This window comes from Paenibacillus sp. BIC5C1, from assembly GCF_032399705.1.
Classification (GTDB): Bacteria; Bacillota; Bacilli; order Paenibacillales; family Paenibacillaceae; genus Paenibacillus; species Paenibacillus taichungensis_A.
Map to the genome: position 1 here is coordinate 2645097 of NZ_CP135922.1, position 25779 is coordinate 2670875.

Genomic DNA, 25779 nt, shown 5'->3' on the forward strand with positions numbered 1-25779 from the left:
ATAGCATGGTGTACGACGATCGCAATAAAACGATGACCACAGAGAGGTTGCTGTTAAGATTATTTACGGAAGCAGATGCTGAAACCGTTACCAGACTATGTAATGACTACTACATTTATAAGAGCACACTCACATTACCTTACCCATATACATTAGAATGTGCAGTGTCTTGGATAGAGCACCATAAGGAAAATTTCAATGCAGATAAATTATATGAATTTGCTATTTGTGATAGGGAAACAGGTGATTTATACGGGGCAATAGCATTATCTAATCAACAACGTTACGATAACGGTGAGTTATCTTATTGGATAGGTCAGCCGTTTTGGGGAAAAGGTTATGCAACGGAAGCAGCTAAAGCCATGTTAGACTTCGCTTTTGATGTAAAAAAGTATCATAAGGTATACGCGCGACACTTTGCTTCTAACCCGGCGTCCGGACAAGTTATACAGAAAATTGGCATGATACAAGAAGGAGTACTGATGGATCATGTCAAGAAAGAAGACCGGTATGAAGATCTGATTTACTACGGAGTAGTGAGAAATAAGGTGAAAGAATAAATTTCAAACCCGACGTGGAGGAATACATATTGAAAATTAAACCGGGTAAAAAAGTTTTACTTTCGTGGATGGATTGTTATGTACCGGAAAAAGATTTGTTTTTCCTATCAAAAGAACATCTTGATTATGAATTTGACTTTACCGATGTACTCTTAATGCCAAAAGAGGAGTTCTATAACCACAGCACTTATAGGCAAGTGAATTATGTGAATGGTTATGAGTATTGGAATATAAAGAACGTTGATTATGTAATCATTGCTGAAAAAGAATGGATAGAAACCATTCCTGAGGAACAGAAACGATTTTTATTAAAAGCACAAGTGCAAAGTGGAAGAGGGCTTGTTTTCCCTGTTTCATTTGTAGATGATTTGGCAGAAATACCTGCAAGCTATTTGATGGATGGGCACGTTATCCTTCAGCGCTTCATGTGGGAAAAGCTGAACAAATCATGTAAAGAACAGATACTTACGACATTGGTTTATGAATGGTGGGATAAAGGGGAATGTGAGAAGCAACCGGAGTCGCTACCTGGTTTTCTAAAACCATATGCCAATTCGTTTGCTACTTCCCAAGGAGCAAATTGCCTCGCAGCAGTTTTGTTTGCAATCTCCAAAGGGAAACAGAAATGGTTTATCTATGAATGGGTACATCAAAAAACGTTTCTTGAGAAATTAAAACAGTATCATTATGAGGAGTTATTAACTGACGAACTACATCAAGAGGACATTGTTATATGGACAGATGAGAATGGGATCATTCAACATGCAGCATATCATCTGGGAGAAGAACTATATTTCAATAAAGATGGGCAAACGATGTTCAACCCGTGGAAGATACTCACTAAAGAGCAGCTGTATAACGAGTGGGAGCATCTAACCATTGTAAAGTATAGGCCATGTAATGAAGTATTTTGATGGGAATTAAAACGAAGTTCCCGTACTTTTATTGGAGAGGATAATATGAATACACTGATTCCATCCTTAGATTTGATTAAAGAAATTGAAATCTCGGAAATCGATTATATGACAGATCGGATGCTTGCTATACAGGGTCGGGACTCTAATCCGGAAGGAATTGAGATTCAACAATTTGGAAATGCCATCTGTTTCTACAGTAAGACCATGCCATGGCCCACGTTCAATACGGTGAAGGGTTTAACGAATAATGATCTGGAACACCTGAATGCTATCATTGATTTTTATAGACAGCGAGATCGGAAGATTCAGTTCGAAGTCATACCATCTGTGGTGGATCAGAACTTCTTGAAACGTTTAACAGACATAGGCATGTATGCATCGGGATTTCATTCATCGCTTATCATCAAACCGGAAGAAAAAAAGAATCACTCAGATCATATCCAAATTCAAGAACTTGAAGAGGATCAATTCGAGCTATACGCGACCATTCATTGCAGGGGCACCGGTTTGTCGGATGACGGTATCCCTTATGTCGCCCGGAATAATCAGGTTCTTTATCATCGTCCAGGTTGGAAATTTTACATCGCATATGTCAATGCCATTCCTGCTGCGGTAAGTGTTCTGTTTTTTAAAAATCAAAAGGCATCCTTAACCTTTGCAGCAACGTTACCTGAGTTTAGAAATCAGGGTGTACATCAGCAGCTTTTGAATAAAAGAATAACGGAAGCCTTGAATAAGGAATGTAAACTGGTGGTAGGGCAATGTTCATTTTTATCTCAAAGCCATCGAAATATGGAGCATGTTGGAATGAAATTGGGATATATCCGAACAGCATGGACTGATAGATAAGAATCAATTTGAAATAGGAGGTGGCTCATGAACAATACAAATAAAATCCTTGGTGCGGTTCTCATGATAAGCAGTATTTTTATTTCAACCTTAGATAGAATTTCCGTGAGAATATCCATAGCCATAGTGGAAGCGGGATACGCTTCAGGTGGGAAAACACGCGAGATAATCCCAGCAAGTGATAATGGTTTCACGGGTTTTCTCGTATATTTCTTATTTTTCGTCGGATTTGTGTTATTGGTTGCTGGTTTCCCGGGGAATTCCAGAAAGGATAAAACAAATAGGTACACACAAAACCGATCTTAGGAGGAGTTCATTTGCCAGACCACGAGGAAGTCCTACACGGAGGCAATGTGAATAAGGTTGTAAAAGTAGGTAGCACAGTTCGGCGTGACGCTATACCGAATCCATATGTATATGAGTTGCTTAAGCACCTTGAAAAGATGGGCTATGCACATTCCCCTAGATATTTAGGAGTAGATGAGCAGGGCAGAGAAATCCTTTCTTACCTGGATGGTGTGGTCCCGGGAAAAAACTATCCTGAGATTGAAAGTTATATGTGGTCTGATGAGACCTTACACAAAGTAGCGAAACTTTTAAAGAGCTATCATGATGCTACAGTGGATTTTGTTACAACTACGGTTTCTTTAAATAACTGCCCAAAGGTATCTACAAAGGAAGAAGTAGTCTGCCATAACGATTTTGCATTGTATAACGTTGTTTTTAAAGATCGGTTTCCTGTAGGAATCATTGATTTTGATATGGCAGGGCCTGGTCCGCGTCTATGGGATATCGTTTACAGCTTGTATACCTCTGTCCCATTAGCAGGTTTTTCACCGGGGAAAGATGAAAGAGAAGTCGTTCCATATAATAAACAGGATCATGCATCTGAGCGAAAAAGACGTATAGCGTTATTTTTTAACGCTTATGGTATGGATGTGCCGACAGATCTGAAGGAATGGGTGATTTCTCGAATTCATTTCATGTGTACCACACTATCTGATCGGGCAGCGTCTGGAGAAACAGCTTTTATCAAAATGGTTGAAGAGGGTCATTTGGCTCATTATGAGAAAGAAGTAAGGTTCCTTGAGAAACATTTCGGTGACTGGAGTTAATTAAAATAAAAAAGTGAAACGGAACGAGTGATATTATTGTGATCAGATTAATACCTACTACAAGAGAGAACTGGAAAGATGCATTAAACTTACAAGTTCAAGCCAATCAGAATCATTATGTTCCATCAGTAGCTGTGTCCCTAGCGAAGGTTCACATTCGTCCAGACGGGGATGAGTACAAGTATCTGCCGTTTTGCATATATAATGCAGAGGATAGCTTAGTGGGTTTTGTCATGATCACAGTCGATGAAACAACAGCTTGGTCCTATTGGTTGAATGGTTTTATGATCGATGCAATTTATCAAGGTAGGGGATATGGGAAAGCAACGATAGATTCGGTAATTAGATATATAAAAGAGAACTATGTCCATAGCAAGTGTTTGAATTTAACTGTATGTGCAGATAATGAAGTTGCCAGAAAACTTTATCAAAAAATGGGTTTTTCAGAGACCGGAGACGTATATGATGATGAAATTGTATATCGGTTCGTTTTTTAATTTAACGAGAGAGGTGCAGTGATGATATATCGGAGGAAGACTCCTACTTCTGCTTAACCAGTACAACACCAATGATGATGACCACAAGACCAATCCACGTTTTCCAAGAAGGTACTTCCTTCATAAACCAATATCCCATCCATATGGAGATGAGCACTTCTATGCATTTGGCAATGACCAAAACATAGCCCAGTTGGCTGACTGCTTTCATACCAAACTTGATCCCGTATCCCACACTCAGATTAGCAGCGAGAAATAAAGGCAGCATCCAAAGATGGAATTTAAACGTAGACCAGAATTGAGGGTCGATATGCTTGCTTTGATATGAAAAAATAACGTTGATACAGGCTAAGCCAGCAAACATGAGCACAAAGCTGATAAAATACAGCATAACATCACTCCCAAGGATAAGTAGTATGATTAATGTTTCCTCGAACCAAGAATTTTATCCATGGGCATGAAATGCTGTTAGCGAATTTGTTTTTGATCAACGAAAGGAGTTGGCCTGGTAATCGAGAATCAATGAATGAAGCAAATATCGTACTGGGTGGTATGACCAAGTTCCTTGCAAAAAACACTTTGAAAAGAGGAGTTGAAGGCATGGATATTAAAAACAAGAGTGGAGATGTAATTGGGAAAATTCAGTTTCAGACTAGTGAAGATGAGGGCATGGTACATCAAAATATTATGGATCTGAAGCCAGGTGATGGAAAAGGCATTTATATCTCTAACGCCGAGGACAACAAATTTTCTCAACAAACGAGTTATGCAGCCAGAGATTGGGAGGGAGATTTTGGCGCCTTGAGAGAAAAGCTACACCCTTGGCAACCCCGTTTTCCAACGTGCTCGGTTGTGCAAGATATTAAAGTATTTCACGGCTTCGATAACCTGTCCGACCAAGAAATAAATGAAATGATTGAAGAAAGCGAAAGGACCGGAAGCAATGTCGTGATAAGAGATTTAAAGCCTAATCATGTTATTACAGGCATCAATATCACATATCAATCGGATCGGGGAGTGTTTATGCTTCACGTTTTTGGCACTACCAAGAGCCGAATTAATGTACCGGATACGGAATCATTCAAAATCGAGAAACTGGATGTGTGTGGCCATGAGGCGTATTATATTTCGAATGCTGAGAACAGACAATTGATCTGGATCGAAGAAGATGCGGGTGGTAAGGCATTGCAATATGAGATCGTAGGAAGCGATATGTCGCAAGAATGGGTATTGAATATCGCTGAATCCATGATCGAATGACAAATTCAGTTGGGTAGATGGATTTGAATGTAAAACCTGAAACGATCAAGCAGCAAGCGGATTCTGTCCTTAGTTGGCATGTTAATTTCTTTAAGCTATATGGCAAAAAAAAAGATATGTTTATGCATGTAATCTGGAAAACATTTCTATGACGAATTTTACATAAAAGCGATGCAGAATTCATTAAATTCCACACGTCCTTTTATATACTTAGTTTGTTTGACTCAGCGAACTAAAAGGACTAGGTGGTTGTTTAAATGTTGAAAAAACGAGACTTACACGAATGCCACTCACTGCATGATTTGATGATGGACCCCGCTGTTTTTCCATACGTTCGTCATAAGTGCCGATCTTATGAAGAATACTTATTTGTAACCAAACAGGTGATCGATGAAGAAGAGCAAAACACATGTATTTCCAGAACGATCCTTAATGAGCTGGGACATCCTATCGGAACCATTGATTTATATCACATGGAACATAAGACAGGTTTTCTTGCAACATGGATTGGAGCCCCTTATTTCGGAAAAGGTTACAATCAACGAGCAAAGGAAGCCTTTTTCGCTGAGTTGTTTCTTCAACATGAAATTGAAACAGTCTTTCTTAAAATTCGAAAACAAAACATTCGATCCAAGAAAGCGGTTGGAAAATTGCCTTATGTCAAATTAGCCATTGATATTCACCACGAAGTGTATAAGTTGATAAACAATACGGAACAAATCTATGATTTGTATTACGTGAGTCGTTCTGACTTTATGGCAAGTGAAGAGATGAACCAAGTGGTTGCCACGTAACAACTAAAAATGTCTTTCGATATCTACTCAAACGAAATCCCGCCAGGTTATCCTGTCGGGATTATTATTATTTCTTTGACAGTGCATGATGTAGTAGATAGGAAACAATAAGTAAGGATGCAGGAATATGGAAATTAAGGTCGAAAGAAGAGATAATAGCAAGAATGAAACTACGTTATAAGTAAGTCGCAAAGTATTTTAATGCTGGGGTGATGTAATGGAGATCAAAAAAATAGAGAATCTATCCAATGAAGATTGGCTTCAACTTGGAAACTTTGGTTATAAATCCACTCAAAAATATGAGCTTACCAAAAAGGAGACACAAGGTTCCTTTAGTATGCATTTAACATTAATAAATTTGGATGACATCTACGAAAAAGAAGAAATGAACAGTACAGATGATTTGGAACGATATGAAGAAATCACACGACTGGGATTTTCATATGGAATATATATAGGTGGGGAAATCATAGCGCTCGCAATTTCTGAACCACAAACTTGGAATAATACGTTGATGATATGGCATCTTCAGGTGAATGAAAAATACAAAAGAAAAGGATATGGAAAACTGTTGATCAATAAAGTGAATGAGATTGCCCACGAACAAGGCTTCAGAGCGATCACGTTAGAAACCCAGAATACGAACGTTCCAGCCATTCATTTTTACAAGCAATGTGGTTATCAAATTGAAGGAATTGATGTATCACTATATTCAAATAATCATAGCCAAAACGAAGAAATAGCTTTGTATATGAGAAAGAAGATCCAATAAGAGTAATCGGAATTTCTCAACAAGCCCCGTTGTAATGAGAAAAAAATATATAAGGGTGAATGCAATGACTGTTGGAAGAAAAGTTTGTGTTTTAAAGGATGAATCTCGTATTGATCCCATAAGTAAAGAACTCAGAGAAGTGCTCATTAGTATATACTATCCTTCCAATCCAGTGGAGCATGAGTCGAAGTATATTTCGTTATTTGAACCTAATATCTCTTCCGCTGTTGATATGCTCTCTAGTATGGGAGTGGATAAGGATTATATATGTAATCTGGACTCAAAAATACATAATGATGAGAGTGTTGATATTACTGCTAAAACCTGTCCTATTATTTTTGTAGCTCCGGCTTTTGGTGTAGTTAGAGATATGTATTCCTTTTGTGTAGAACATTTAGTGGAGTGCGGATTTGTTGTTATTACTATAGGAGCCACTCATGAATCTATATTTTCAATTTTTCCTGACGGTCGTTTTGTCAATCAATCTAATGAGGTATCCGAAATAGAAAGTTTAGATATTCATTCTTGGAAACAATTATTGAAGCTTAGAGTTGAAGATATCAGTTGGGTTTTGGAAAATATAGCTGAGGTCTTGGATTCAGATAAGGATCTTAGGGGCATAGTCGATGTGAATGAAATGGGGATCATTGGTCATTCACTAGGTGGGGCTGCTGCTTATGAATTGCTAAAAAGAGAAAAGAGAATTAAGGCTAGTATTCTATTAGATCCTAGTTTCCATTTAATGACGACGAGTATGGAAGAGGGGGTATCTGTTCCGTTATTGGTAGCTCGGCAAGAGAAATGCTCGTTTGAAGAACTGGAAAATGAAATCTCTCCAGACTTATTACCTTTGTTACTGAGTGGGTATGAGTCTTTATTTAACTCGAGTGATCTGAATAGTTCATTTATTAAATTAAACGGTACTCATCATATGACTTTTAGCGATATCCCGATACATTACAACGAAGATGGGATACAACACAAGCATTCCACAATAAATAAGTACATCTCTGCTTTCCTAGAGGAGCATTTAAAGAAGGAAAAAAATAAATTTCATAAGCTGCTGAAAAATAAGATTAATGATGGAATTGATCAAGTAAATAGTAAAGGACATGTTATTTAAGGAGGGGACTAGAAATGTTTAGATAACACACGCCTTAAATATTCTAGAGGTAGTTAGCATTGATGAGGAGGAATGACGCATGGAATTAAATAATTGGTCTGAGGAAATTCATTCTTATAATTTATCAAATGAATATTCCATTCAAAAGGCTGAGCCCGAAGAATGGGGACTGTATTGTTCTGTCTATTATAATATGGCCTATATTGGATTTTTCAGAGAAGAAGGTTTTAATGTTTCACGGAATAACTCTTTTTGGATTTATAAAGGAGAATCAAAAATCGGTGGGGTAAGGATGGCACCCAATTCGTTATATCATCTATTCTTTATTCCCCCATTCAATGATTCATTTGAGGTACTAAAGCTTCTTAAAAGAATACTCGTAAAATGGTCTGATCCAACTCAACGTATTAAGATATATGAAATTCTCCCCGATCAAGTACAATTATTTACGAGGGCTGGATTCTGGCCAGATGAGTTCAGATGTCGCTGGATGCAGCGACCGACAGATCATTTCAATGTGCGTTGGGATCATGATTTTATAGTTAAGAGCCCCGAAATTATCGAGAATGAAATTGGTGCTAAGCAATACATTAATGAAGATGAAATCGCTCAGTGTGATTTTGACAGCTTTGTAGGAGGTTTTGAAGCCTTGAGGAGAAAGCAGTCGTCCTTGGAAGACTTTATCCCGAACCAAGAAATCCATTATACCAATGAGGACCTAACTCAAGCTTCTACCCTTGTATATGATAAGGTTACTGGACAGCTCGTAGCCAACTGTCGCCTATGTTTGCAGGATAATCAAGCAGCAGTATATAGCATCGGAGTCAACCCCGCATACAGAGGAAAAGGACTTGCTACACGCATGCTGCAAAGAGCCCTGACTGAACTTAAAGACAAGTATACAGTTCTAAGGTTATATGTTATGGAAGGCAATGATGCCGAATCAGTTTATTTTAATCTTGGATTTGTTCCTGGCGTTCAAGAGATACAAACGATGTATGTACCTGAACATGAGTAGTCACGGTTAAATTAATCAACTACCAACCCGAGTGGATCTTTTGAATCGGGCAGCATCGCTGGTTCTTAATCTCTCGGGTTTTTGTTTCTTGAAGAAAGGAAGTTTATTATTGGAGACTATATTAATGTTGGTAGTGTCTTTGTTTCTTGGAATCTTTGTTGTGAAAATTGGAATGGATAATTCCAAGAGTAATCAGTACACCAAAGAAATATTGCAAGAATTAAGAGAAATCAAGGAGATTCTAAGGGAAGAACAATGAAGACAACATCGAGGAGGTTTTAGGGTGCTTTATGATTTAAAAGGCGAAGCCAATATGTCTCCTGTTGTTGGGTTGTTATATTCTGCGGTTACAGAAAACAGCCAACGACTCCAACGAATTACAGACGGTATGTCGCAGGAAGAAATAGATTATAAAGGACCTAATAACAACTTCAATAGTGCCGCTCAATTAATAAAACATATCACCTACGTCGATCTGAATTGGGCTTATCGAATAAAGGGACTACCACTTCCTCAAAATTTAAGAGAGCAACATGGCCCTATGATTGATGAAAATGGCAGACTTCCGATGGTTCAAGGAATATCTTTGAATACACTTATGTCGACATATGAAGGTGTCCTAACCATGTTGAAGGACGCGTGTACACAATTAACGGATGATGATCTAACGAGGATTGTCACTTTTGGACATGAGAATGAGAAGCAAGCGACCATACGCTGGGGCATATGGCATATCGCTGACCATAGTCGTTATCATCAAGCCCACATTAATCAACTGCGAAAATGGTATCGTGAAGCCTACTGAATAGCGATGAAAAAGCGGTTGTGATGATAAGTTGAGGCACAAAGAAGAGGTGAGGGTATGGGGAATTTATCTGAACTGAGCCATGTTAATGTTGAAGAAAACACGATTTTTGAAATACAGGCTGCCCTGGAAAAGGGAGAGCTTTGCTCAAGAGACCTGGTTCTGTATTACTTATATCGTATTGCACAATATGACCAAAATGGGCCAAAGATCAATTCCGTGCTGGAAATCAACCCGGATGCGATTTTTATTGCAGAGGCCTTGGATGCTGAAAGGAAATCAGTGGGACCCAGAGGACTTCTACACGGGATTCCGGTTCTGTTGAAAGATAACATAGAAACCAACGACAGAATGCATACAACTGCTGGAGCACTGGCTTTGGAAACCCATATTAGTTCTAAGGATTCTTTTCTTGTTAGCAAACTGAGGGAAGCTGGGGCAATTATACTTGGGAAAACTAATATGACAGAATGGGCAAATGGCATGTCTTCGGATATGTGGGCAGGATACAGCGCTAGAGGTGGACAAGTTTTGAATCCTTATGGCGATTTTTTCCCAGGGGGTTCAAGCACGGGTTCTGCTGCTGCAGTTGCAGCTAACTTTACGATGGTCTCCGTAGGAACGGAAACATCTGGTTCCATATTAAGTCCATCCATTCAGAACTCTATTGTTGGTATCAAGCCAACTGTGGGTTTAATAAGTCGTGGTGGAATAATACCGTTCTCACACTCGCAAGATACTGCTGGTCCAATGGCGAGGACTGTAACAGATGCAGCAATTCTACTAGGGATACTTTCAGGAAAAGACGAGGATGACCCGGCTACCTGGAAAAATCCATATTCTAAAATAGACTATACAACATGTTTAGACCTTAATGGGTTGAAAAATGCAAACATAGGCATCTTCAGAAAAGCCCCCCTTACACGATATCGTGATAACGAAGAATATGATGAAGTTCTATTTGAGAACGCTGTAATCCAGATCAAAGAAGCTGGGGCTAATATTATTGAAGATATAGACATCCCATCGTTTGACCGGAAGTGGGAGTGGAACAAGTTGAATAATGAATTTAAGTATAACGTTGAACATTATCTGCAGAGTCTTCCATCGCATTTACCTGTGCATACCCTCAGTGAATTAATCGAATGGAACAAGCAAAATGCAGAACGGGCTTTAAAATATGGGCAAAACCTTCTCGAATATAGAGAACAGTTGAATAATCCATTGAATAATTCGAATTACATTTTAGAGTTAATAACGGATCTATATCATTCGCAAAATAACGGCATAGATTATGCTGTACATAAGTTTGGACTGGACGCCATTGTTTTCCCTTCTTATGTTGGTGCTGATCTTTGTGCAAGAGCCGGGTATCCATCGATCGCTGTACCTGCGGGATATAAGGAAAGTGGTAGGCCATTTGGAATCACATTTGCAGGTAAAGCCTTTAGTGAATCAGTGTTGATTCGTATTGCATTTGCCTTTGAACAGCTAACAGCTCATAGAAAAAAGCCGAACTTATAAAATCAAAAGAGCACCTGGTGAGATGAGGAACATTTAGTTCATATGAAAAACAAAGGAGGTGATTCCATTGGTAAACAATTAAAATGAGAAAATCTAAATGTTGATTTAAATAAGCATGCAGATTTTCTCTCTTATGGATCAAGAATTTATTATAGAGGAGAATGAACATGCTAAATCAATTAAGCGAAACCATCTATTATCTATCTAACCAAAATGATAAAGAAAGACCGACATTGGGGTTAGTTTGCGGTGATAATTACAGCCTTGTCGTTGACGCTGGAAATTCGGTTCAACATGCCAGGGATTTCTTACATGAGATAGAGAAGTTGAACGTTCCGCCCGTTAAATATGTGGTCATCACTCATGCCCATTGGGATCATTTTTTAGGAATGAATGAATATGGTGCTACGATTATTATGAATAGTCTAACTAGCCAAAGGATGAATGATTGGCGGAACTATTCTTATGATGACCGCTCTCTTCAGGAGTATGTGGATTCCAAGAAGATGACTTCACATTGCATGGAAACGATACAAAATGAAATACCAGAGAGAGACACATTTCAGTTATGTCCCCCGGATATCATTTTTGAAAAGTCACTCCATCTGGACTTGGGCAATAAAGTTTGTGTACTTGGAACCATTCGAAGTACGCATACAGATGATTCAACCATTGTATATATTCCGGATGAAAAGGTCATTTTTCTGGGCGACAGTGCTTACAATACAACTACAAATTCGCTATATCATATTAAGCAAGACAAGTTATTGCCTATGATTAAGGACATTCAGCAATATGATGCCGTTCATTTTTTGCTTGGCCATGAGTCGATCTGTGACGTGGAGGAGATGGATACGTATTGGAGAGAGCTCATCTCGGCCAATAATGCTGTGAAATCCACATCCTTAGAGGAAGCAATCGAGCGATTTGAAGCAGCCAACGATCGAACAGCAAATGACAATGAACTTTTCTTCTTACAAGGATTCGTGAATGATCAGATATTACAATCAAAAGCAACGGATTAAAAGAACATCCATGTAAACCCTTTTCAATTGATACATGTGAAGTTCTCTGATATACTTTTCGCATGATATTTGATTGGGGGTTACTCAGATGGCAATGCTGAATTGCTCGTTAGCTAGAAATAACTCATGCAAAGCCTGATCGGGGGCGATACTTTGCGTGGGGCGCGATAGCTTAGATTCTTTCGCCCATACTTAATATTATCGTTTCTAATAACAGGCTTTGCCCTTATTGATTTTTTTCTACGAAAAATAAGGAGCTGAAAGCTATGAGTACACCATTTATTAGAAACCACCAATATAATTTGATTAAAAGACAAGCGGAATTTGTTCGCAAAACCGTGCAATCCGCCGCGGATCGCAGGGTCTTGGAGACTGTTAGATACAGTGCTGCAACAAACATCATTGATGCATTTACGGATCTGACAGAGGATCAGCAGCAAATGCTGGAGCAAATCTCGTCGCTGGAGACAACAGACGATTTTCAACGGTATATGAAAGCACTAGAACCATACCTGGAGTTGTATCCACCGATTACGTTGAAACAAATTCAGAAGTTATTTCCGAAGAACAAAAAGATGAAAATGCCTGATCTACAATCCATTGATTTTCGATATGTAACGTATCTGAGCTGGGTAGATATTGCAACGAACAAATTATTCGTTGTGTATCCGTTCGAAGGACAGTTTATCGGTATTGAGGGAAGAATAACGCCGACACACAAGAAGGGATACTGCCTATTCTGTAATCGGCATCAAGAGCTTGCATTCTTTACGGTCAAGACCAAGAACGCTTTACCGGATAACTATTCTGCGATTGGTCAATACGTATGCATGGAGAACCAAGGATGTAATCACAGCATTACCAATACAGAATCGCTGGAGAAGTTCATTCTCTCCGTTCGTAAATAAGGTTATATTAAGTAAAGGGCTGCCTGCAAAGGCGGCCTTTTTTGCTTATCATTTCATTCCTAAAGGGTGTTCAGAAATCATTGGAAAAAGAGGTTGAACATTGTTAACATGTAATCATAGACAAATACTATGAAATCGTGAGGATCTATAAAATGAATAACCCTACTGTTAACGATGAATTGAAAATTGTATTTGAAGATCATGAGGAGGATTACCATGCTGTCTGTAGTAATCTTTATCAATACAATCTAAGAGAAACAAATGGTCTGTTAAAGAAACCTGGCAAAAGCATCAATTTGTTTCTAAGGGATAAGACAGGCAAAGCAGTTGGTGGGATCTTCTGTGCTACGTATTGCTATACTTTATATATTGATAACTTTTGGATTGATGAAGAATACAGAGAAAATGGGTATGGGAAATCATTAATCATGCAAGCAGAGAGCATTGCTGTTAGTGAGGGCTGCAAACTTTCACATACAAGTACATTTTCTTATCAGTCTCCTGAATTTTACAAGAAGATGGGTTATGAAGTGTTTGGAATGATAGATGAATACCCGGAAGGAATTATTCAGTATTTCTTGAAGAAAAGATTGTAGACTTACATAGGAATTTCAAAATCATTATATAACAGCTACAAAGGAGAAAAGATATGACGGTCGTTGGAATCTTGGGGACAATTCATAATCAAGAATTAAGAGAAAAATATAATAGTTCACTTACCCTGTATGAGGATCTGATTACAGAATTCAACCCGGATATCGTCTGCGGTGAAGTCCATCCCCTGAGTTGGAAGAAGTATATCAAGAATAAACAGGATAAGGGATATTGGGGGGAGCCAGCTAGTGAGTATTGGGAGCTTATCTTTCCATTATGTGAAGAACGGAATATAGAGTTTGTGCCTATTGACTGGTTTGAGTTAGATGTCTGGAATGATTTTGATCCATTTAATGGCTTCTCAGAAGAACAGCGTAAAGCATTCGAGAAGATCGATGATGAATGGTTTGCTAAACAAATGAATACACATGACGTTGGATCGATTCCCTTTAACTCGGATGCGTTTGATAACATGACCAAACAAAAATATGAATGGTTGGATCAGATTAATCCAAAAGCAAATAACTTTAGATGGATTGTACGAAATCAGATCATGATTCAACGTGTGAAGAACACGTATCATTCGAATCCGGGAAAGAAAATTCTATGTGTTGTGGGAGCAGATCATAATTATATTTTCAAAGAGGAATTGATCAATGAACCTATTGAATTGGTATATCCATTAAGATAGTTCAATGAATAGACTATAACCTTCAGGAGGCTTATGCCATGATCAGATTGTGCAACAGCGTGGACGCAGATGCAATGGTTGAGATCATTAATGATGCAGCAAAGGCATACCAGGGTGTAATTCCAGAGGATCGCTATCATGAACCCTATATGCCATTGCAAGAATTGAATCAGGAAGTCCGTGATGGCGTCGTATTCTGGGGCTTTGAAGAAAATAATAGATTATGGGGCGTTATGGGAATTCAGGATAAAGGTGATGTTGCTTTAATCAGGCACGCATATGTAAGAACTCACCAACGAGGGAGCGGAATAGGCACAAAACTGTTGGCTCATCTGGTGGCATCAACCGACAAACCGATATTAATAGGAACCTGGGATTCAGCAGAATGGGCTATAAAATTCTATTTAAAAAATGGTTTTACCCTAGTTTCTTCGGATGAGAAGAGGCAGTTATTAACTCGATACTGGAACGTTCCTGAAAGACAAATCGAAACCTCTGTCGTTTTATGTGACGGGAAGTGGAGCGATGTTGGAATTTAAGAGCATTTTTTTCCGAGGCCTAAGAATCACTAAATGATGTGAGGTGCTTAAATGCTTTATCATTTTAGCGAGGTTTCAGATATCCATGTTTTTATTCCAAGAGAGCAACAAAACAGAGCTGAATTTCCAGCAGTGGTGTGGGCTATTGATGAAGAGCATGAATATTCATATTACTTTCCAAGAGATTGCCCTAGAATCATCTGTAAAAAGACTGACACTTTAAGTGATGAGAATAGGGAGAAGTTTTTCAAGCATTCTGATGCTGATATCATCGTTACGGTTGAAAGTTCATGGTATCCGAGTATTATGAATCAGACCCTGTACAGGTACCAATTCGATGACACGACTTTTGAACTCTTTGATCCAACGGCGGGATACTACATTTCTTATCAGGTTAATAAGCCTCTACATATAGACCGCATGGATGGTTTAATGGAGAGATTATTTAAGAAGGGAATTGAACTCAGATATACTCCAAATCTGTACCCACTGAGAGAGGCGATACTTACATCGGATTTCAAAGAATTTGGAATACATCGATTCAATAATGCAACGAAAGTTTAGAGCGATTACATTTCGCTATGATGTGATGGTACGAAATTGTAAGCTCCTACGACATGTTGTAAAAGGAGGGGATCATTTATGGAAGCTAAAGTTGTGATTTTGCCTGCTTTTCAGGTGGCAGGTTACAAAATTGAAGCCACGGTTGCTGCGTTTGAATCGGGTCTCGGCAAGATCCATTATGAACAACTGCTCAAAAGAAAAGAGGAGATTCAGCATCGGATAAATGACAATGTCATATTGATGCAGATCTATCCTATGGACGCACATTTTAATCCCAAGGAGGATGTGTTTACGCATCTGATTGGTTATGAGGTGCTCACAGACAGCGCTGCCCCACCTGATATGATTCTTCATGCGGTCAAGGAAAGCCAATATGTGACTTGCACACACAAAGGACTTGAATCGGAGCTTGATGCTACATATGATTATTTATACGGCCAATGGATAGATGAAACGGGGTATGAGCTGAAGGACTATGATTTTGAAATTTGGGATGAACGATATCAACCTGATCATCCCGATAATGAGATTGATTTGTTCGTAGCGTTGCAGTAGTTATAGGCTCTTTTTTACGATACAGAATCTTCTATTTCGTATATAATAGAAATTCATATGAGTCTGTATAACTACATAACATCGCGAGGTGCACCCATATCATGCCAACCATCTATGATTTTAGCGTAACCAAAACGAGTGGAGAACGTTTCCCGCTCTATCAATACGAAGGAAAACCTGTACTGATCGTGAATACAGCGAGCAAGTGTAAGTACACGCATCAGTTCGACGACATGCAGAAGCTTTATGACCGATATAAAGAGCAAGGACTTCAGATCATTGGTTTTCCTTGTAATCAGTTTGCCGAGCAAGAGCCGGGAAGCAGTGAAGAAGCGGAGTCCTTTTGTCAGATTAACTATGGCGTGAAATTCCCCATGTTCTCCAAGATGGATGTCAATGGAGAAGCAGCGCATCCACTGTATGACTTTTTGAAAAAATCGGGACCGTTTGCAGGTTTTGATGAGTCAGATGTGCAAGCGAAACTGCTGAAGCTGATGGTGGCGGACAAAGCACCGGAATGGTTGCATGGGGATGCAATTAAATGGAACTTCACGAAGTTTCTGATTGATGCCGAAGGGCATGTGGTTAAACGTTTTGAACCTGTTGACTCGATTGACGAGATCCAGGCGAGTATTGAACAGCTACTGTAAGTTATCTTTCACAATCCCAAAAGGCCATGACACTTACCGTGCAAACAAACGGATATGTGCATGGCCTTCTATATTTCAAAAGTCCGTCCAATACTATCCGACATGATGTGAAACGGGTAAAATGGTAAGAAACCCTCTCCAGAACAGGAGGTACTTGAACGTGCCAAGTGTAATGCAATTTAGTGGCCCACTGGAATATAGCTATCGCTCCACCAGCACGTACGACCCTGGAGCATCGGACGGATTTCATTCGCATCCGCAATATGAGGTGTACTATTTTCATGATGGCGAATGCACCTATCTGATTGGGGATCGAGTCTATAACCTTGAACCGGGTGATCTGGTCCTGATGCATGGCATGACCCTTCATCGGCCACATCCCATGCCAGGCAGACCGTATGTGCGAACGACGCTGCACTTCGATCCCTCGGCCATCCGCAGCAGTCTGCACCCGGATCGGGTGAGCGAAGTCCTAAAGCCGTTCGAAGAACTAAGAAACTGCCGGATCAATCTGACAGGCAGTATTCGCTCCGAATTCGAAGCTTTGCTGCTGAGTCTGCATCAGCTTACGGTGAATCCGGGTGATTTCAAAGAGGAACGCATGAACGTTCGTTTATGTGACCTGCTGTATGTTATAGCTGGAATCTGCCGAGGCAGGGTCGAGGACCACCTTCCCTCTTCCGATAAGGAGCGGCATGTACAGCATATCATTGGTTATGTCGAAACTCATTATATGGAGGACATTGGGCTGGATGATCTGGCAAGTGAGCTTCATCTGTCCAAGCCTTACTTGGCAGGATTGTTTAAAGAAATGACGGGCAGTACCATATTTAAATATGTGTATGACCGCCGCATTAATCAGGCCAAACTGCTATTTCAGTTCCAGCCGGATATCAGTGTGACAGAGGCTAGCCGACTGGCCGGGTTCAAACGTTTATCCCATTTCAGTCGAATGTTCAAACAAAGTGTAGGGTGTGCACCTGATCTGTACCGCAGTCGATTACATCGATCGTTTGATTAATGTAGTGTTACGGATCAAGATTTTACATGCTGCACAGCCTGAGGAGGTTACTGAATGCAATCTGAACAAGAACAACCATTCAAGCTTGGTTACCGAGTTGGATCAGCAGATGCCGATTACAGATCACAATGTCGTGCATCTGCTTTACTGGAACATATGCAGTTGGCAGCAGACCGCGATTTAGCAGGCATGGGAGTTACCGTATCGCAGATGCTGGATCAGGGATTGGGCTGGATGCTATTAACGACAGATGTCACGATCATGCGCCCAGCCCGATTGGAAGAAGAAGTATCCTTGCAGACATGGCATAAAGAAAATAAAGGTGTGACATGGTTAAGGGATTATATCCTCACAGATCGAGAGGGGACACATCTGTCTGAGGCTCGCACGGCTTGGACGTTGGTCGATCTAAAGAGACGCAGAGTCGTCAGACCATCAGCTTTGCCTTTTGAAGTGAAATCGCATCCCGATTTATCCTTAGGTGAAGCTCCTGCTAAAGTGACGGTCCCCTCTGAACTCAGCTTGCAGGAAAAATATCGTCTAACTGTACAATACAGCAGCACAGATAGTAATGGTCATATGAACAACGCCCGGTATGCAGACATATGTTGTGATGCATTAACACTGGATGAACTGGCTTCAGGTATGATCCGTCTGCAAATTTCATATCATCGTGAGATTCGTATGCAGGAGCAAATGATTGTTGAGCGTTCAGAGGTTACTGAGGGCGCTGTGTGGGTCCGGGGAAGATTGGCTGAAGAGAATGGGAGCATTATTTTTGAAGCCAAATTGACTCTCGGAGATTTCATTGCTTCGCCCAGTGATCAATAAAATGGAACTGAATTCAAGTAGATGAAGTCAACCAGTCCGTTCTGGTTGGCTTTTTTTCTATTTGACGCAGAGATAGATGCCCCTGTCACGTTCATCTCATATTTGCTCCGTGTTTAGAAGTCAGACAGAAAAGGTAAAAGAAGGGTAAATGAAAACGGAGGAGGAACCACGAATGAAAGAGCGCACACCGGATCAAAATAACAAGGATACACATAAGGATCGTTCCCATGATAATCCAGAGCAGTATCCAACAGAGCAGGAAATTTTGCTTGACCGGCATGAAGAAGAGCAGACGGTGGACCCCATTCCGATGGAAGATCTGAATATGGAGAAGCAGGAAGAGAAGAATAAGGATCAAACCAAGAGCAATTCGTCATCGGAAGAGAAATATCGAGCAGATTACCGCGAGTCCAAGTGATCAGAATCATGCAATAGCTATGTGAAACGAATAAATGTACACTAAGTGAGTATAAAATAGTTTGTTTACTAATGTATGTTACTATATTATAGTTACTATGTTGGCAACTTAGGAAATACCATTTTGGGAGGCGAATATTTGTGTCTAAATCTTTCTTTGAAGCGTTGAAAAACAGAAGATCTTATTATGGAATCAATAAGGAATCCACAATCTCGGATGCTAAAATTCAGGAAATCGTGGAAGAAGCGGTAAAATACACTCCGACTTCATTCAACTCACAAACATCTCGTGCCGTAGTATTGCTCGGTGAACAACACGACAAACTGTGGAATCACACGGAAGAAATTTTGCGTGAAGTGGTAGGAAATGAAGAAGCCTTCAAATCCACAGCTGAGAAAATGGCTGGATTCCGAAGCGGATACGGTACAGTACTCTTCTTCGAAGACAACAATGTGATTGCGCAGCTTCAACAAAATTTTGCAGCTTATGCGGATAACTTCCCGATCTGGGCGAACCAATCCAACGGTATGTTGCAACTGGTGATCTGGACTGCTTTGGAACAAGAAGGTCTGGGCGCTTCCCTGCAGCACTATAACCCGTTGATTGACGAGAAGGTCAAACAGGAATGGAACATTCCGGAGAACTGGAGACTGATCGCTCAAATGCCATTCGGCAAACCAACAGCAACACCAGGCGAGAAAGAATTCCAACCGATTGAACAACGTGTAAAAGTACACAAGTAAGACTTTTGCCAGAAGCCGAATGTGACCTCGATTCATAAAAAAATGGAGGAGCACTGGTTCATCGAATTTCCCAATATTTAACCACATACGGCCTCGCTTCAATTTGATACGATGATGTAGATCGTACTCCAATGAAGCGAGGCTTTTTGATGTGAATAATAGAATAAACAAACGTACCCGGCGAAAGCTATGGAATGCTATTTTGTGCGGTGTACTAGTGATAGGATCAATCTCCATCGGTGAATCCACAGCTCAGGCAGCAGCGACACAGCAGGGGTTCAAGGATACAACCTCCAGTTATGCCAAGGATGCGATTGCACATCTCGTCAAGGCAGGAATTGCTGCTGGAACCTCCGAGAATACGTTTGAACCCAAAAAGGCAGTCACTCGTGCTGAATTTGCAACATTTGCTGTGAGACTGCTAGGTTTGAAACCTGTTAAAAACAATATTAATCCTTATAACGATGTTAGCATGAGCGCTTGGTACTACGGTAACGTTGCAGCCATGACCAATCTTTCCATACTTGAGGGCAAGAGTCAGGGCGTGTTCCAGCCAAACGCCTCCATTACGCGGGAAGAAGCGGCTGCACTGCTGGTGAGGATGCTGAAACAATCCTCCAAATCAACGAATCTCCTGTCATCCACGTATGACGATGCAGCTAAGATATCCGAATGGGCGCGTCCTTATGTGCAGACTGTATATCAGCTTGGTTTGATGCGCGGCAGTGATGGCAAGTTTCGCCCGCATGACCAAGTGACCAGAGAAGAGGCAGCAGTGATGCTGGATGCCATTTTGCAAAAGAAAACCTGGTCAGATCAGCTGAAAAGCGAGGATCAGCTTGGTATTCAGCTAGGATGGCAATATAACGCCTCTACAGCTGAGTTCAAGAAACAGATTGAACAATCGGAAGCAAATACACTGGTTCCCCGTTGGTTTTTCCTGAATAGCAGCATGAAAGTCACAGATCTTACGGACACGTCGCTATTATCCTGGGCAGCTGCTACAGACCGACAGATATGGCCATTGCTAGGCAATCGTTCGAACCCGGACCTTACTCACCAGATGTTATCGAGCTCAGCCAACCGGGCTTCAGTGATCTCACAGGTCACCTCTTTTGTGAAAACATATAAACTGGATGGCATTAACGTGGATTTCGAAAACGTACTGCCAGCTGATCGTGAAGGAATGACTGCATTTATTACTTCCCTGACAACGGCTTTGCACGCACTGGGCGCTGTTGTATCCGTGGATGTATCACCCGACCTGGGGACAGACTGGACCGATGCATTTGATTATGCGCAATTGGGCGCCATATCGGATTACATGGTACTAATGGGTTATGAGGAGCACTGGAACGGCGATCCGCAAGCAGGGTCTGTGGCATCTCTTCCTTGGGTTGAAAGGGCTTTGGATACGATGCTCGCTGAGGTAGTTCGCGCCAAAACAATTCTCGCCCTGCCTTTATATACACGGGATTGGTCTTCTGTTAATCCGGCAGCCAGTTCATGGGACATCACTTTGGCAGAACAGGGAACTCGTGCGCGAGCTTCAGGTTCCGTGAGACGATGGGATGCAGATCTGGTCCAATATATCATCGGCTACAACAGTAATGGGACACCGAGATATATATGGGCAGAGGACAGTCGTTCATTATCCGCGAAAGTAATGATGAGCGGAGAACGTAACATTGCGGGATTGGCATACTGGTATATGGGCGGAGAGACGGCAGATGTATGGAATGCCATTTCGAATGCTTCACGATTTGAATCATACATTTTCTAAATTCCGGTATTATAATCCTTCCTAAAACCGACCCAAACGTACCGTTATTCAGACGGATGGTTTGGGTTGTTTTATTTTGGTAAAAGCTAAGTTGTAATGGATCACGTTTGATTTTGGTTGAACGGTGTAAATGGATAGAAGGATAGTGAACTGTCCAATAACATAGAAGAGATAGAAGCATAGGAGGGAGATGGAGCATGCGAGAGTATGATTGCATCATAGTAGGTGGAGGACTCGCAGGACTTCAGGCAGCTATTCAGATGGGTCGTTATTCTTCCCATCGGGTATTGGTAGTGGACGCAGGAGAAGGCAGGTCAACGTTATGCCGAACCTATCATAATATTCTTGGTTTTCCTGAAGGAGTATCTGGTGAAGAGCTGCGCTCCAAAGGCAGAATGCAGGCAGAACAGACTGGAGTGTCTTTTGAGAAAGACCGTATAATTAAGGCAGGACGCCGGGGAGAACAGATTCAATTGTTCGGCTCTTCCGGCTCTGAATATATGGCAAAAACAGTCTTACTGGCAACTGGACTAACGGACAGGATACCGGCCATTCCGGGATTGAGGCCTACGTTGGGACGAACAGTATATGTGTGCCCGGATTGCGATGGATATGAGATTCAGGATCAGCGCACGATATTGCTGGGTGCAGGCGAAGCCGGTGCAAACATGGCTATGGTTTTGATTCAACGTACCAATGAGTTATTGTATATCAACCATGAGCAGTCTCCAATCTCCGCTGAACTTCATCGAAGCATGAAAGAGGCAGGAGTTCGTTACCTTGAGGCCGCCGTCCAAGAAGTGCAACAGATGGAAGATGGTCATATTACGGGTGTACTGACGGAAGATGGACAGATTTATGAGTCAGAGCGTGGATTCATTGCGTTTGGAGGCAATCGTGTACATTATGAACTGGCAGAGCAGCTTGGAGCCGTCATTGCGGATAATAAACACGTGGAAGCCAACCCGCGTAGTATGCTGGCCGCGCCTAATGTATGGATTGCCGGGGATCTGGGTCTGCATGCGGAACAAGCTACGGTTGCCATGGGCGAAGGTTCGATTGCTGCGATCTGGATTCACAAGGCATTGCAACAGATGAAAAAGGAAAACAAGGTGAATCAGATTTAAACACAAATTAATAAGCAGATTAAGATGCATATTCAAATGCAGATGGTGAAAAGCTCCTCTCGATAGAAAAAAATTTAAAGTCCCCCGACCGTTATGACTAAGGTTGGAGGACTTTTTGCGTTACATGTAAACCGCTTCTATAAGGATGGACTGAATTAATTTATTTGCTGTTTGTATCGCGGGTCTCGGCCGTTTTGCCTTTGTGAGGATGGGTAATATTGTCTACGATTTCTCCTACGGCTTCTTCAATCATGTCGGTTGGGCCGGGATTGTCCGGATCTGGGTGTAGAATTGTATTAACACCTGGCTCAAGATCTTTGTTTTTTCGCTCTTTTTTATATTCATTCATGGAAAATCCCTCCTTATTCAGGTATGTTTAAGGTGTTCCTTAACATATCCAATCCTTATAATCTATATGTAAACGATTAACCAATTGAATCAAATTGAAACGTTATGTGTTAGGGGAGGAGGAGGTCATCTGTTCAAAAAAACGAGCATGCTCCTGTTACTTCTTGTTTTATGTGTGTGGACATATTGGAGAACGGATAGCGATGATCAGAATCCATATCTGATTACCGACTACAGCCGTCTTCATCCGGTTAAGGTTGAACGTGTAGTGGAAGGCCATGAAGAGCAGCAGCTCGTTGAATTGCTTCAGGACGCCCAAGAGAGAAATCTAACGATATCTATTGCCGGGCAGCGCCATAGTCAGGGAGGGCACACCTACTATAAAGATGGCATTGTCATAGACATGACTTCGTATAACAAAGTGCTGGAAGTTAATACCGATGCCAAAAAGGTACGTGTGCAGGCTGGGGCGACCTGGTCTGACGTACAGCGAGCCATTATCCCATATGGATTGGCGGTCAAAAATATGCAGTCCCAAAATATTTTCACTGTAGGCGGATCTATCAGTGTGAATGCACACGGTCGAGAGCTTCATCAAGGTTCCTTAATTGAAAGTGTCGATTCCTTTCATCTCTTGACGGCAGATGGTAAAATTAGGCAAGTTAGTCGCAGCGAGAATGCAGAGCTTTTCCCGCTTGTACTCGGGGGTTACGGACTGTTTGGCGTGATTCTGGACGTTACGTTGAAGTTAACGGATGACGAAGTCTATCGTCTCACAACTGAGCAGGTGCAGGTTGAGGACTACCCGTCTTATTTTCAAAAGAATATCCTGGGAGACCCGATGATGCGAATGCATCTGGCCCGAATTTCAGTTCAGCCCGGTGAAGGCTACTTTCACGAGATGTACGCATTGAATTATGCCTCTGATCCAACGGCTTCACTGGAAGATTATAATCATCTGGATGAACGTGAAAGTGGCGTGCTTCCCAGCAAACTCCTGTTCAATTTGAACCGTGAATTCGAATGGGGGCGGGCCTGGTTTTGGCCGCTTCAACAGCGGTACTTCGAGTCACAGGATGGCAAGATGATTAGCCGCAACAATGCGATGGCTTCTGCGTCTGCCTTCATGGAGTATCATCAGCCCGGTGAAAATGATTTGCTGCAGGAATATTTTATTCCGGTTGATGCCTTTCCCGCATTTGTTCAGGAGATGGGTGAGATTGTATCCCAGGAGCAATTGGATCTGCTTAACATTACAGTCAGGTATGTGAAACATGATGAAGAAGCTGTACTTTCCTATGCAACACACGATATGTTCGGTCTTGTCTGTTTATTTCACGCTTCATTGTCCGAGGAAGAACAAGGGAAGTTCAAAGACAGTATGCAGCAGCTGATAGATGCCGTCCTTCGATATAACGGAACATATTATCTGCCCTATGCAGGTTATGCAACTTCAGAGCAATTCGAACAGGCTTATCCACGAAAGAGTGAGTTTTTTGCAGCCAAAGAAAAAGTTGACCCCAATCATCTTTTTATGAACTATTTTATGGAGCAGTATGGAGGAAATCATCTATGAATATCAAGTGGCTTGTTCGATCTCAAACTATTGTTACGCTCGCTTCGGGCATGATTTATCCGTATTATCTTTTGTTTCTCAAAAATCTGGGTAACAGCTTCTCCAAATATGGGCTTGCCTTTGCCGTATTTACAATCAGCTCGGCTGCTGCTTCACAATGGCTCGCTTCCCGGATGGATCGACACGCCAAGAAGTGGCTCATTGTAAGTTCGGTAGGGATGGCCGCAGCCATGATTGCATTCCCTTGGGTCATATCCTACATCTGGGTGCTGCTGCTGCAAATGATGATGGGCATATGCAATGCGATGCAGCGGATGAGTGAACGGGTGCTGCTCGCCGATTATACGGTTGCTGGGCAGCGGGGATCAGCTGTAGGCAACTATCATTTCTGGACATCCGCCGCGTCAGGATTTGCGGTTATTATTGGCGGTGTGCTGATTGATTGGCTGACGATCGATGTATTATTTTATCTGAGTGCCATACTGTATATGTGGGGAGCTCTAGCAGTCTGGCGATTACGAAGCATTTCTGAGGAAACAGTAGATGAATAAAGGATAGAAATGTCTGATTAATCTCCGGTGAGAAGTTTATATTATAGATAACCTGGTATGAAAAAGCATTTTGCTTACATTCCACATAGCGAGTATTCTCAAGGAGGTTTTTCAGATGAATGAACAAAATCATGTTATCCATAAAGATGGCCAAGTTTCAACTGACAAAGTAGACAATGCGATTGATAAGATTGCGCCGGAGGAACGGGAACAGATTTTACAGAATTTTGATGCCTTCAAAGAATATCTGGGCAAACGAATTGCAATGGGAGAATCGATTGGACTGGGTGAGGAGCAGATGGCCAAAATTGCCGAGAAAGTAGCCGACTATTTGGCTGCCCGGGAAGAGCCGCGTAACCGTGAGGAGAAGTTGCTGCAAGAACTGTGGAATGTCGGGAAAGAGGAAGAGCGCCATATGCTGGCTCATATGCTAGTGCGTCTGGCACAAGGTTCAACCCCGAATCATTAAGATCGAGCTGAAACTAAAAGCTAAGCCAATAGAGACTCTGGATGCCATTGCATTCGGGGTCTCTTTTTGATGACACCTATTGTAACTATTTTTCATCTGGCTGATACTTTTGCAGCGTGTATACCCAGTATGATAGGGATAGTAGAAAGAAA

General features: G+C 41.3%; 32 protein-coding genes. 30 read left to right on the forward strand and 2 right to left on the reverse strand.

The window, feature by feature from the left end; all coding sequences use genetic code 11:
* Positions 1-5 precede the first annotated feature (5 nt).
* From RS891_RS12220 to RS891_RS12245, 6 genes are read left to right on the forward strand one after another with little or no spacing between them, the layout of a single operon-like run.
* A complete protein-coding gene (locus tag RS891_RS12220; protein ID WP_113052511.1) occupies positions 6-560 on the forward strand; it encodes a GNAT family N-acetyltransferase in 555 nt (184 codons plus the stop codon).
* A gap of 29 nt (positions 561-589) precedes the next feature.
* Positions 590-1474 (forward strand): hypothetical protein, encoded by an 885-nt coding sequence (locus tag RS891_RS12225; protein WP_113052510.1) that lies wholly within the window; start codon positions 590-592, stop codon positions 1472-1474.
* Between the two features lie 45 nt (positions 1475-1519).
* Positions 1520-2326 (forward strand): GNAT family N-acetyltransferase, encoded by an 807-nt coding sequence (locus RS891_RS12230; protein WP_315795399.1) that lies wholly within the window; start codon positions 1520-1522, stop codon positions 2324-2326.
* 27 nt (positions 2327-2353) lie between these two features.
* Positions 2354-2632 carry a hypothetical protein gene (locus RS891_RS12235; protein WP_113052508.1) on the forward strand — a complete coding sequence of 93 codons (279 nt, stop codon included), beginning with the start codon at positions 2354-2356 and terminating at the stop codon, positions 2630-2632.
* A gap of 11 nt (positions 2633-2643) precedes the next feature.
* Positions 2644-3441: a phosphotransferase gene (locus tag RS891_RS12240; RefSeq protein ID WP_315795400.1), complete on the forward strand. Its 798-nt coding sequence runs from the start codon at positions 2644-2646 to the stop codon at positions 3439-3441.
* 35 nt (positions 3442-3476) lie between these two features.
* Positions 3477-3938, forward strand: coding sequence for a GNAT family N-acetyltransferase (locus RS891_RS12245; RefSeq protein ID WP_315796288.1), 462 nt, complete (start codon positions 3477-3479; stop codon positions 3936-3938).
* A 43-nt stretch (positions 3939-3981) separates the two neighbouring features.
* On the opposite strand, the gene RS891_RS12250 is transcribed toward RS891_RS12245, so the two are convergent.
* Positions 3982-4329, reverse strand: a complete 348-nt coding sequence (locus RS891_RS12250) for a hypothetical protein (RefSeq protein WP_315795401.1) — start codon at positions 4327-4329, stop codon at positions 3982-3984.
* A gap of 209 nt (positions 4330-4538) precedes the next feature.
* On the opposite strand from RS891_RS12250, the gene RS891_RS12255 reads away from it, so the two are divergent.
* From RS891_RS12255 to RS891_RS12355, 21 genes are all read left to right on the forward strand, one after another.
* Positions 4539-5198 carry a DUF4367 domain-containing protein gene (locus RS891_RS12255; protein ID WP_315795402.1) on the forward strand — a complete coding sequence of 220 codons (660 nt, stop codon included), beginning with the start codon at positions 4539-4541 and terminating at the stop codon, positions 5196-5198.
* Between the two features lie 257 nt (positions 5199-5455).
* Positions 5456-5992, forward strand: a complete 537-nt coding sequence (locus tag RS891_RS12260; RefSeq protein WP_315795403.1) for a GNAT family N-acetyltransferase — start codon at positions 5456-5458, stop codon at positions 5990-5992.
* Positions 5993-6209: 217 nt separating this feature from the next.
* On the forward strand, positions 6210-6764 hold the full coding sequence (locus tag RS891_RS12265; RefSeq protein WP_113052502.1) for a GNAT family N-acetyltransferase: 555 nt from the start codon (positions 6210-6212) through the stop codon (positions 6762-6764).
* A gap of 64 nt (positions 6765-6828) precedes the next feature.
* Positions 6829-7887: an alpha/beta hydrolase gene (locus RS891_RS12270; protein WP_315795404.1), complete on the forward strand. Its 1059-nt coding sequence runs from the start codon at positions 6829-6831 to the stop codon at positions 7885-7887.
* Positions 7888-7966: 79 nt separating this feature from the next.
* On the forward strand, positions 7967-8905 hold the full coding sequence (locus tag RS891_RS12275; RefSeq protein WP_315795405.1) for a GNAT family N-acetyltransferase: 939 nt from the start codon (positions 7967-7969) through the stop codon (positions 8903-8905).
* A gap of 283 nt (positions 8906-9188) precedes the next feature.
* Complete coding sequence (locus RS891_RS12280; RefSeq protein WP_315795406.1) at positions 9189-9710, forward strand: DinB family protein; 522 nt, start codon at positions 9189-9191, stop codon at positions 9708-9710.
* 57 nt (positions 9711-9767) lie between these two features.
* Positions 9768-11234 (forward strand): amidase family protein, encoded by a 1467-nt coding sequence (locus RS891_RS12285; protein ID WP_315795407.1) that lies wholly within the window; start codon positions 9768-9770, stop codon positions 11232-11234.
* Between the two features lie 167 nt (positions 11235-11401).
* Positions 11402-12259: an MBL fold metallo-hydrolase gene (locus RS891_RS12290; RefSeq protein WP_315795408.1), complete on the forward strand. Its 858-nt coding sequence runs from the start codon at positions 11402-11404 to the stop codon at positions 12257-12259.
* A 266-nt stretch (positions 12260-12525) separates the two neighbouring features.
* Positions 12526-13167, forward strand: coding sequence for a FusB/FusC family EF-G-binding protein (locus tag RS891_RS12295; protein WP_113052496.1), 642 nt, complete (start codon positions 12526-12528; stop codon positions 13165-13167).
* A gap of 152 nt (positions 13168-13319) precedes the next feature.
* A complete protein-coding gene (locus tag RS891_RS12300) occupies positions 13320-13763 on the forward strand; it encodes a GNAT family N-acetyltransferase (RefSeq protein ID WP_315795409.1) in 444 nt (147 codons plus the stop codon).
* Between the two features lie 53 nt (positions 13764-13816).
* A complete protein-coding gene (locus tag RS891_RS12305) occupies positions 13817-14452 on the forward strand; it encodes a hypothetical protein (RefSeq protein ID WP_315795410.1) in 636 nt (211 codons plus the stop codon).
* Positions 14453-14490: 38 nt separating this feature from the next.
* Entirely contained in the window at positions 14491-14991 is a 501-nt protein-coding gene (locus tag RS891_RS12310; protein WP_315795411.1) for a GNAT family N-acetyltransferase, read from the forward strand.
* 51 nt (positions 14992-15042) lie between these two features.
* A complete protein-coding gene (locus RS891_RS12315) occupies positions 15043-15555 on the forward strand; it encodes a DUF6886 family protein (RefSeq protein ID WP_315795412.1) in 513 nt (170 codons plus the stop codon).
* A gap of 78 nt (positions 15556-15633) precedes the next feature.
* Positions 15634-16110 (forward strand): GyrI-like domain-containing protein, encoded by a 477-nt coding sequence (locus tag RS891_RS12320; RefSeq protein ID WP_315795413.1) that lies wholly within the window; start codon positions 15634-15636, stop codon positions 16108-16110.
* Between the two features lie 101 nt (positions 16111-16211).
* Complete coding sequence (locus RS891_RS12325) at positions 16212-16760, forward strand: glutathione peroxidase (protein WP_109999975.1); 549 nt, start codon at positions 16212-16214, stop codon at positions 16758-16760.
* A 160-nt stretch (positions 16761-16920) separates the two neighbouring features.
* Positions 16921-17781, forward strand: coding sequence for an AraC family transcriptional regulator (locus tag RS891_RS12330; protein WP_315795414.1), 861 nt, complete (start codon positions 16921-16923; stop codon positions 17779-17781).
* Between the two features lie 54 nt (positions 17782-17835).
* Positions 17836-18612 (forward strand): acyl-[acyl-carrier-protein] thioesterase, encoded by a 777-nt coding sequence (locus RS891_RS12335; RefSeq protein WP_315795415.1) that lies wholly within the window; start codon positions 17836-17838, stop codon positions 18610-18612.
* Positions 18613-18784: 172 nt separating this feature from the next.
* On the forward strand, positions 18785-19030 hold the full coding sequence (locus RS891_RS12340) for a hypothetical protein (RefSeq protein ID WP_315795416.1): 246 nt from the start codon (positions 18785-18787) through the stop codon (positions 19028-19030).
* A 140-nt stretch (positions 19031-19170) separates the two neighbouring features.
* The gene (locus tag RS891_RS12345) at positions 19171-19773 is read left to right on the forward strand and encodes a nitroreductase family protein (protein WP_315795417.1); all 603 of its coding nucleotides are present in this window, start codon (positions 19171-19173) and stop codon (positions 19771-19773) included.
* A 151-nt stretch (positions 19774-19924) separates the two neighbouring features.
* Positions 19925-21556 carry an S-layer homology domain-containing protein gene (locus RS891_RS12350; protein WP_315795418.1) on the forward strand — a complete coding sequence of 544 codons (1632 nt, stop codon included), beginning with the start codon at positions 19925-19927 and terminating at the stop codon, positions 21554-21556.
* Positions 21557-21753: 197 nt separating this feature from the next.
* Positions 21754-22683 carry an NAD(P)/FAD-dependent oxidoreductase gene (locus RS891_RS12355; RefSeq protein WP_315795419.1) on the forward strand — a complete coding sequence of 310 codons (930 nt, stop codon included), beginning with the start codon at positions 21754-21756 and terminating at the stop codon, positions 22681-22683.
* A 160-nt stretch (positions 22684-22843) separates the two neighbouring features.
* Here RS891_RS12355 and RS891_RS12360 read toward each other — a convergent pair whose 3' ends face one another.
* Positions 22844-23032, reverse strand: coding sequence for a hypothetical protein (locus RS891_RS12360; protein WP_099852957.1), 189 nt, complete (start codon positions 23030-23032; stop codon positions 22844-22846).
* 84 nt (positions 23033-23116) lie between these two features.
* On the opposite strand from RS891_RS12360, the gene RS891_RS12365 reads away from it, so the two are divergent.
* From RS891_RS12365 to RS891_RS12375, 3 genes are all read left to right on the forward strand, one after another.
* Entirely contained in the window at positions 23117-24607 is a 1491-nt protein-coding gene (locus RS891_RS12365) for an FAD-binding protein (protein ID WP_315795420.1), read from the forward strand.
* On the forward strand, positions 24604-25158 hold the full coding sequence (locus tag RS891_RS12370; protein WP_315795421.1) for an MFS transporter: 555 nt from the start codon (positions 24604-24606) through the stop codon (positions 25156-25158). Before RS891_RS12365 ends, RS891_RS12370 begins: the two co-directional genes overlap by 4 nt.
* Before the next feature lie 115 nt (positions 25159-25273).
* On the forward strand, positions 25274-25627 hold the full coding sequence (locus RS891_RS12375) for a DUF3243 domain-containing protein (RefSeq protein WP_113052483.1): 354 nt from the start codon (positions 25274-25276) through the stop codon (positions 25625-25627).
* The last annotated feature ends 152 nt before the right edge of the window (positions 25628-25779 follow it).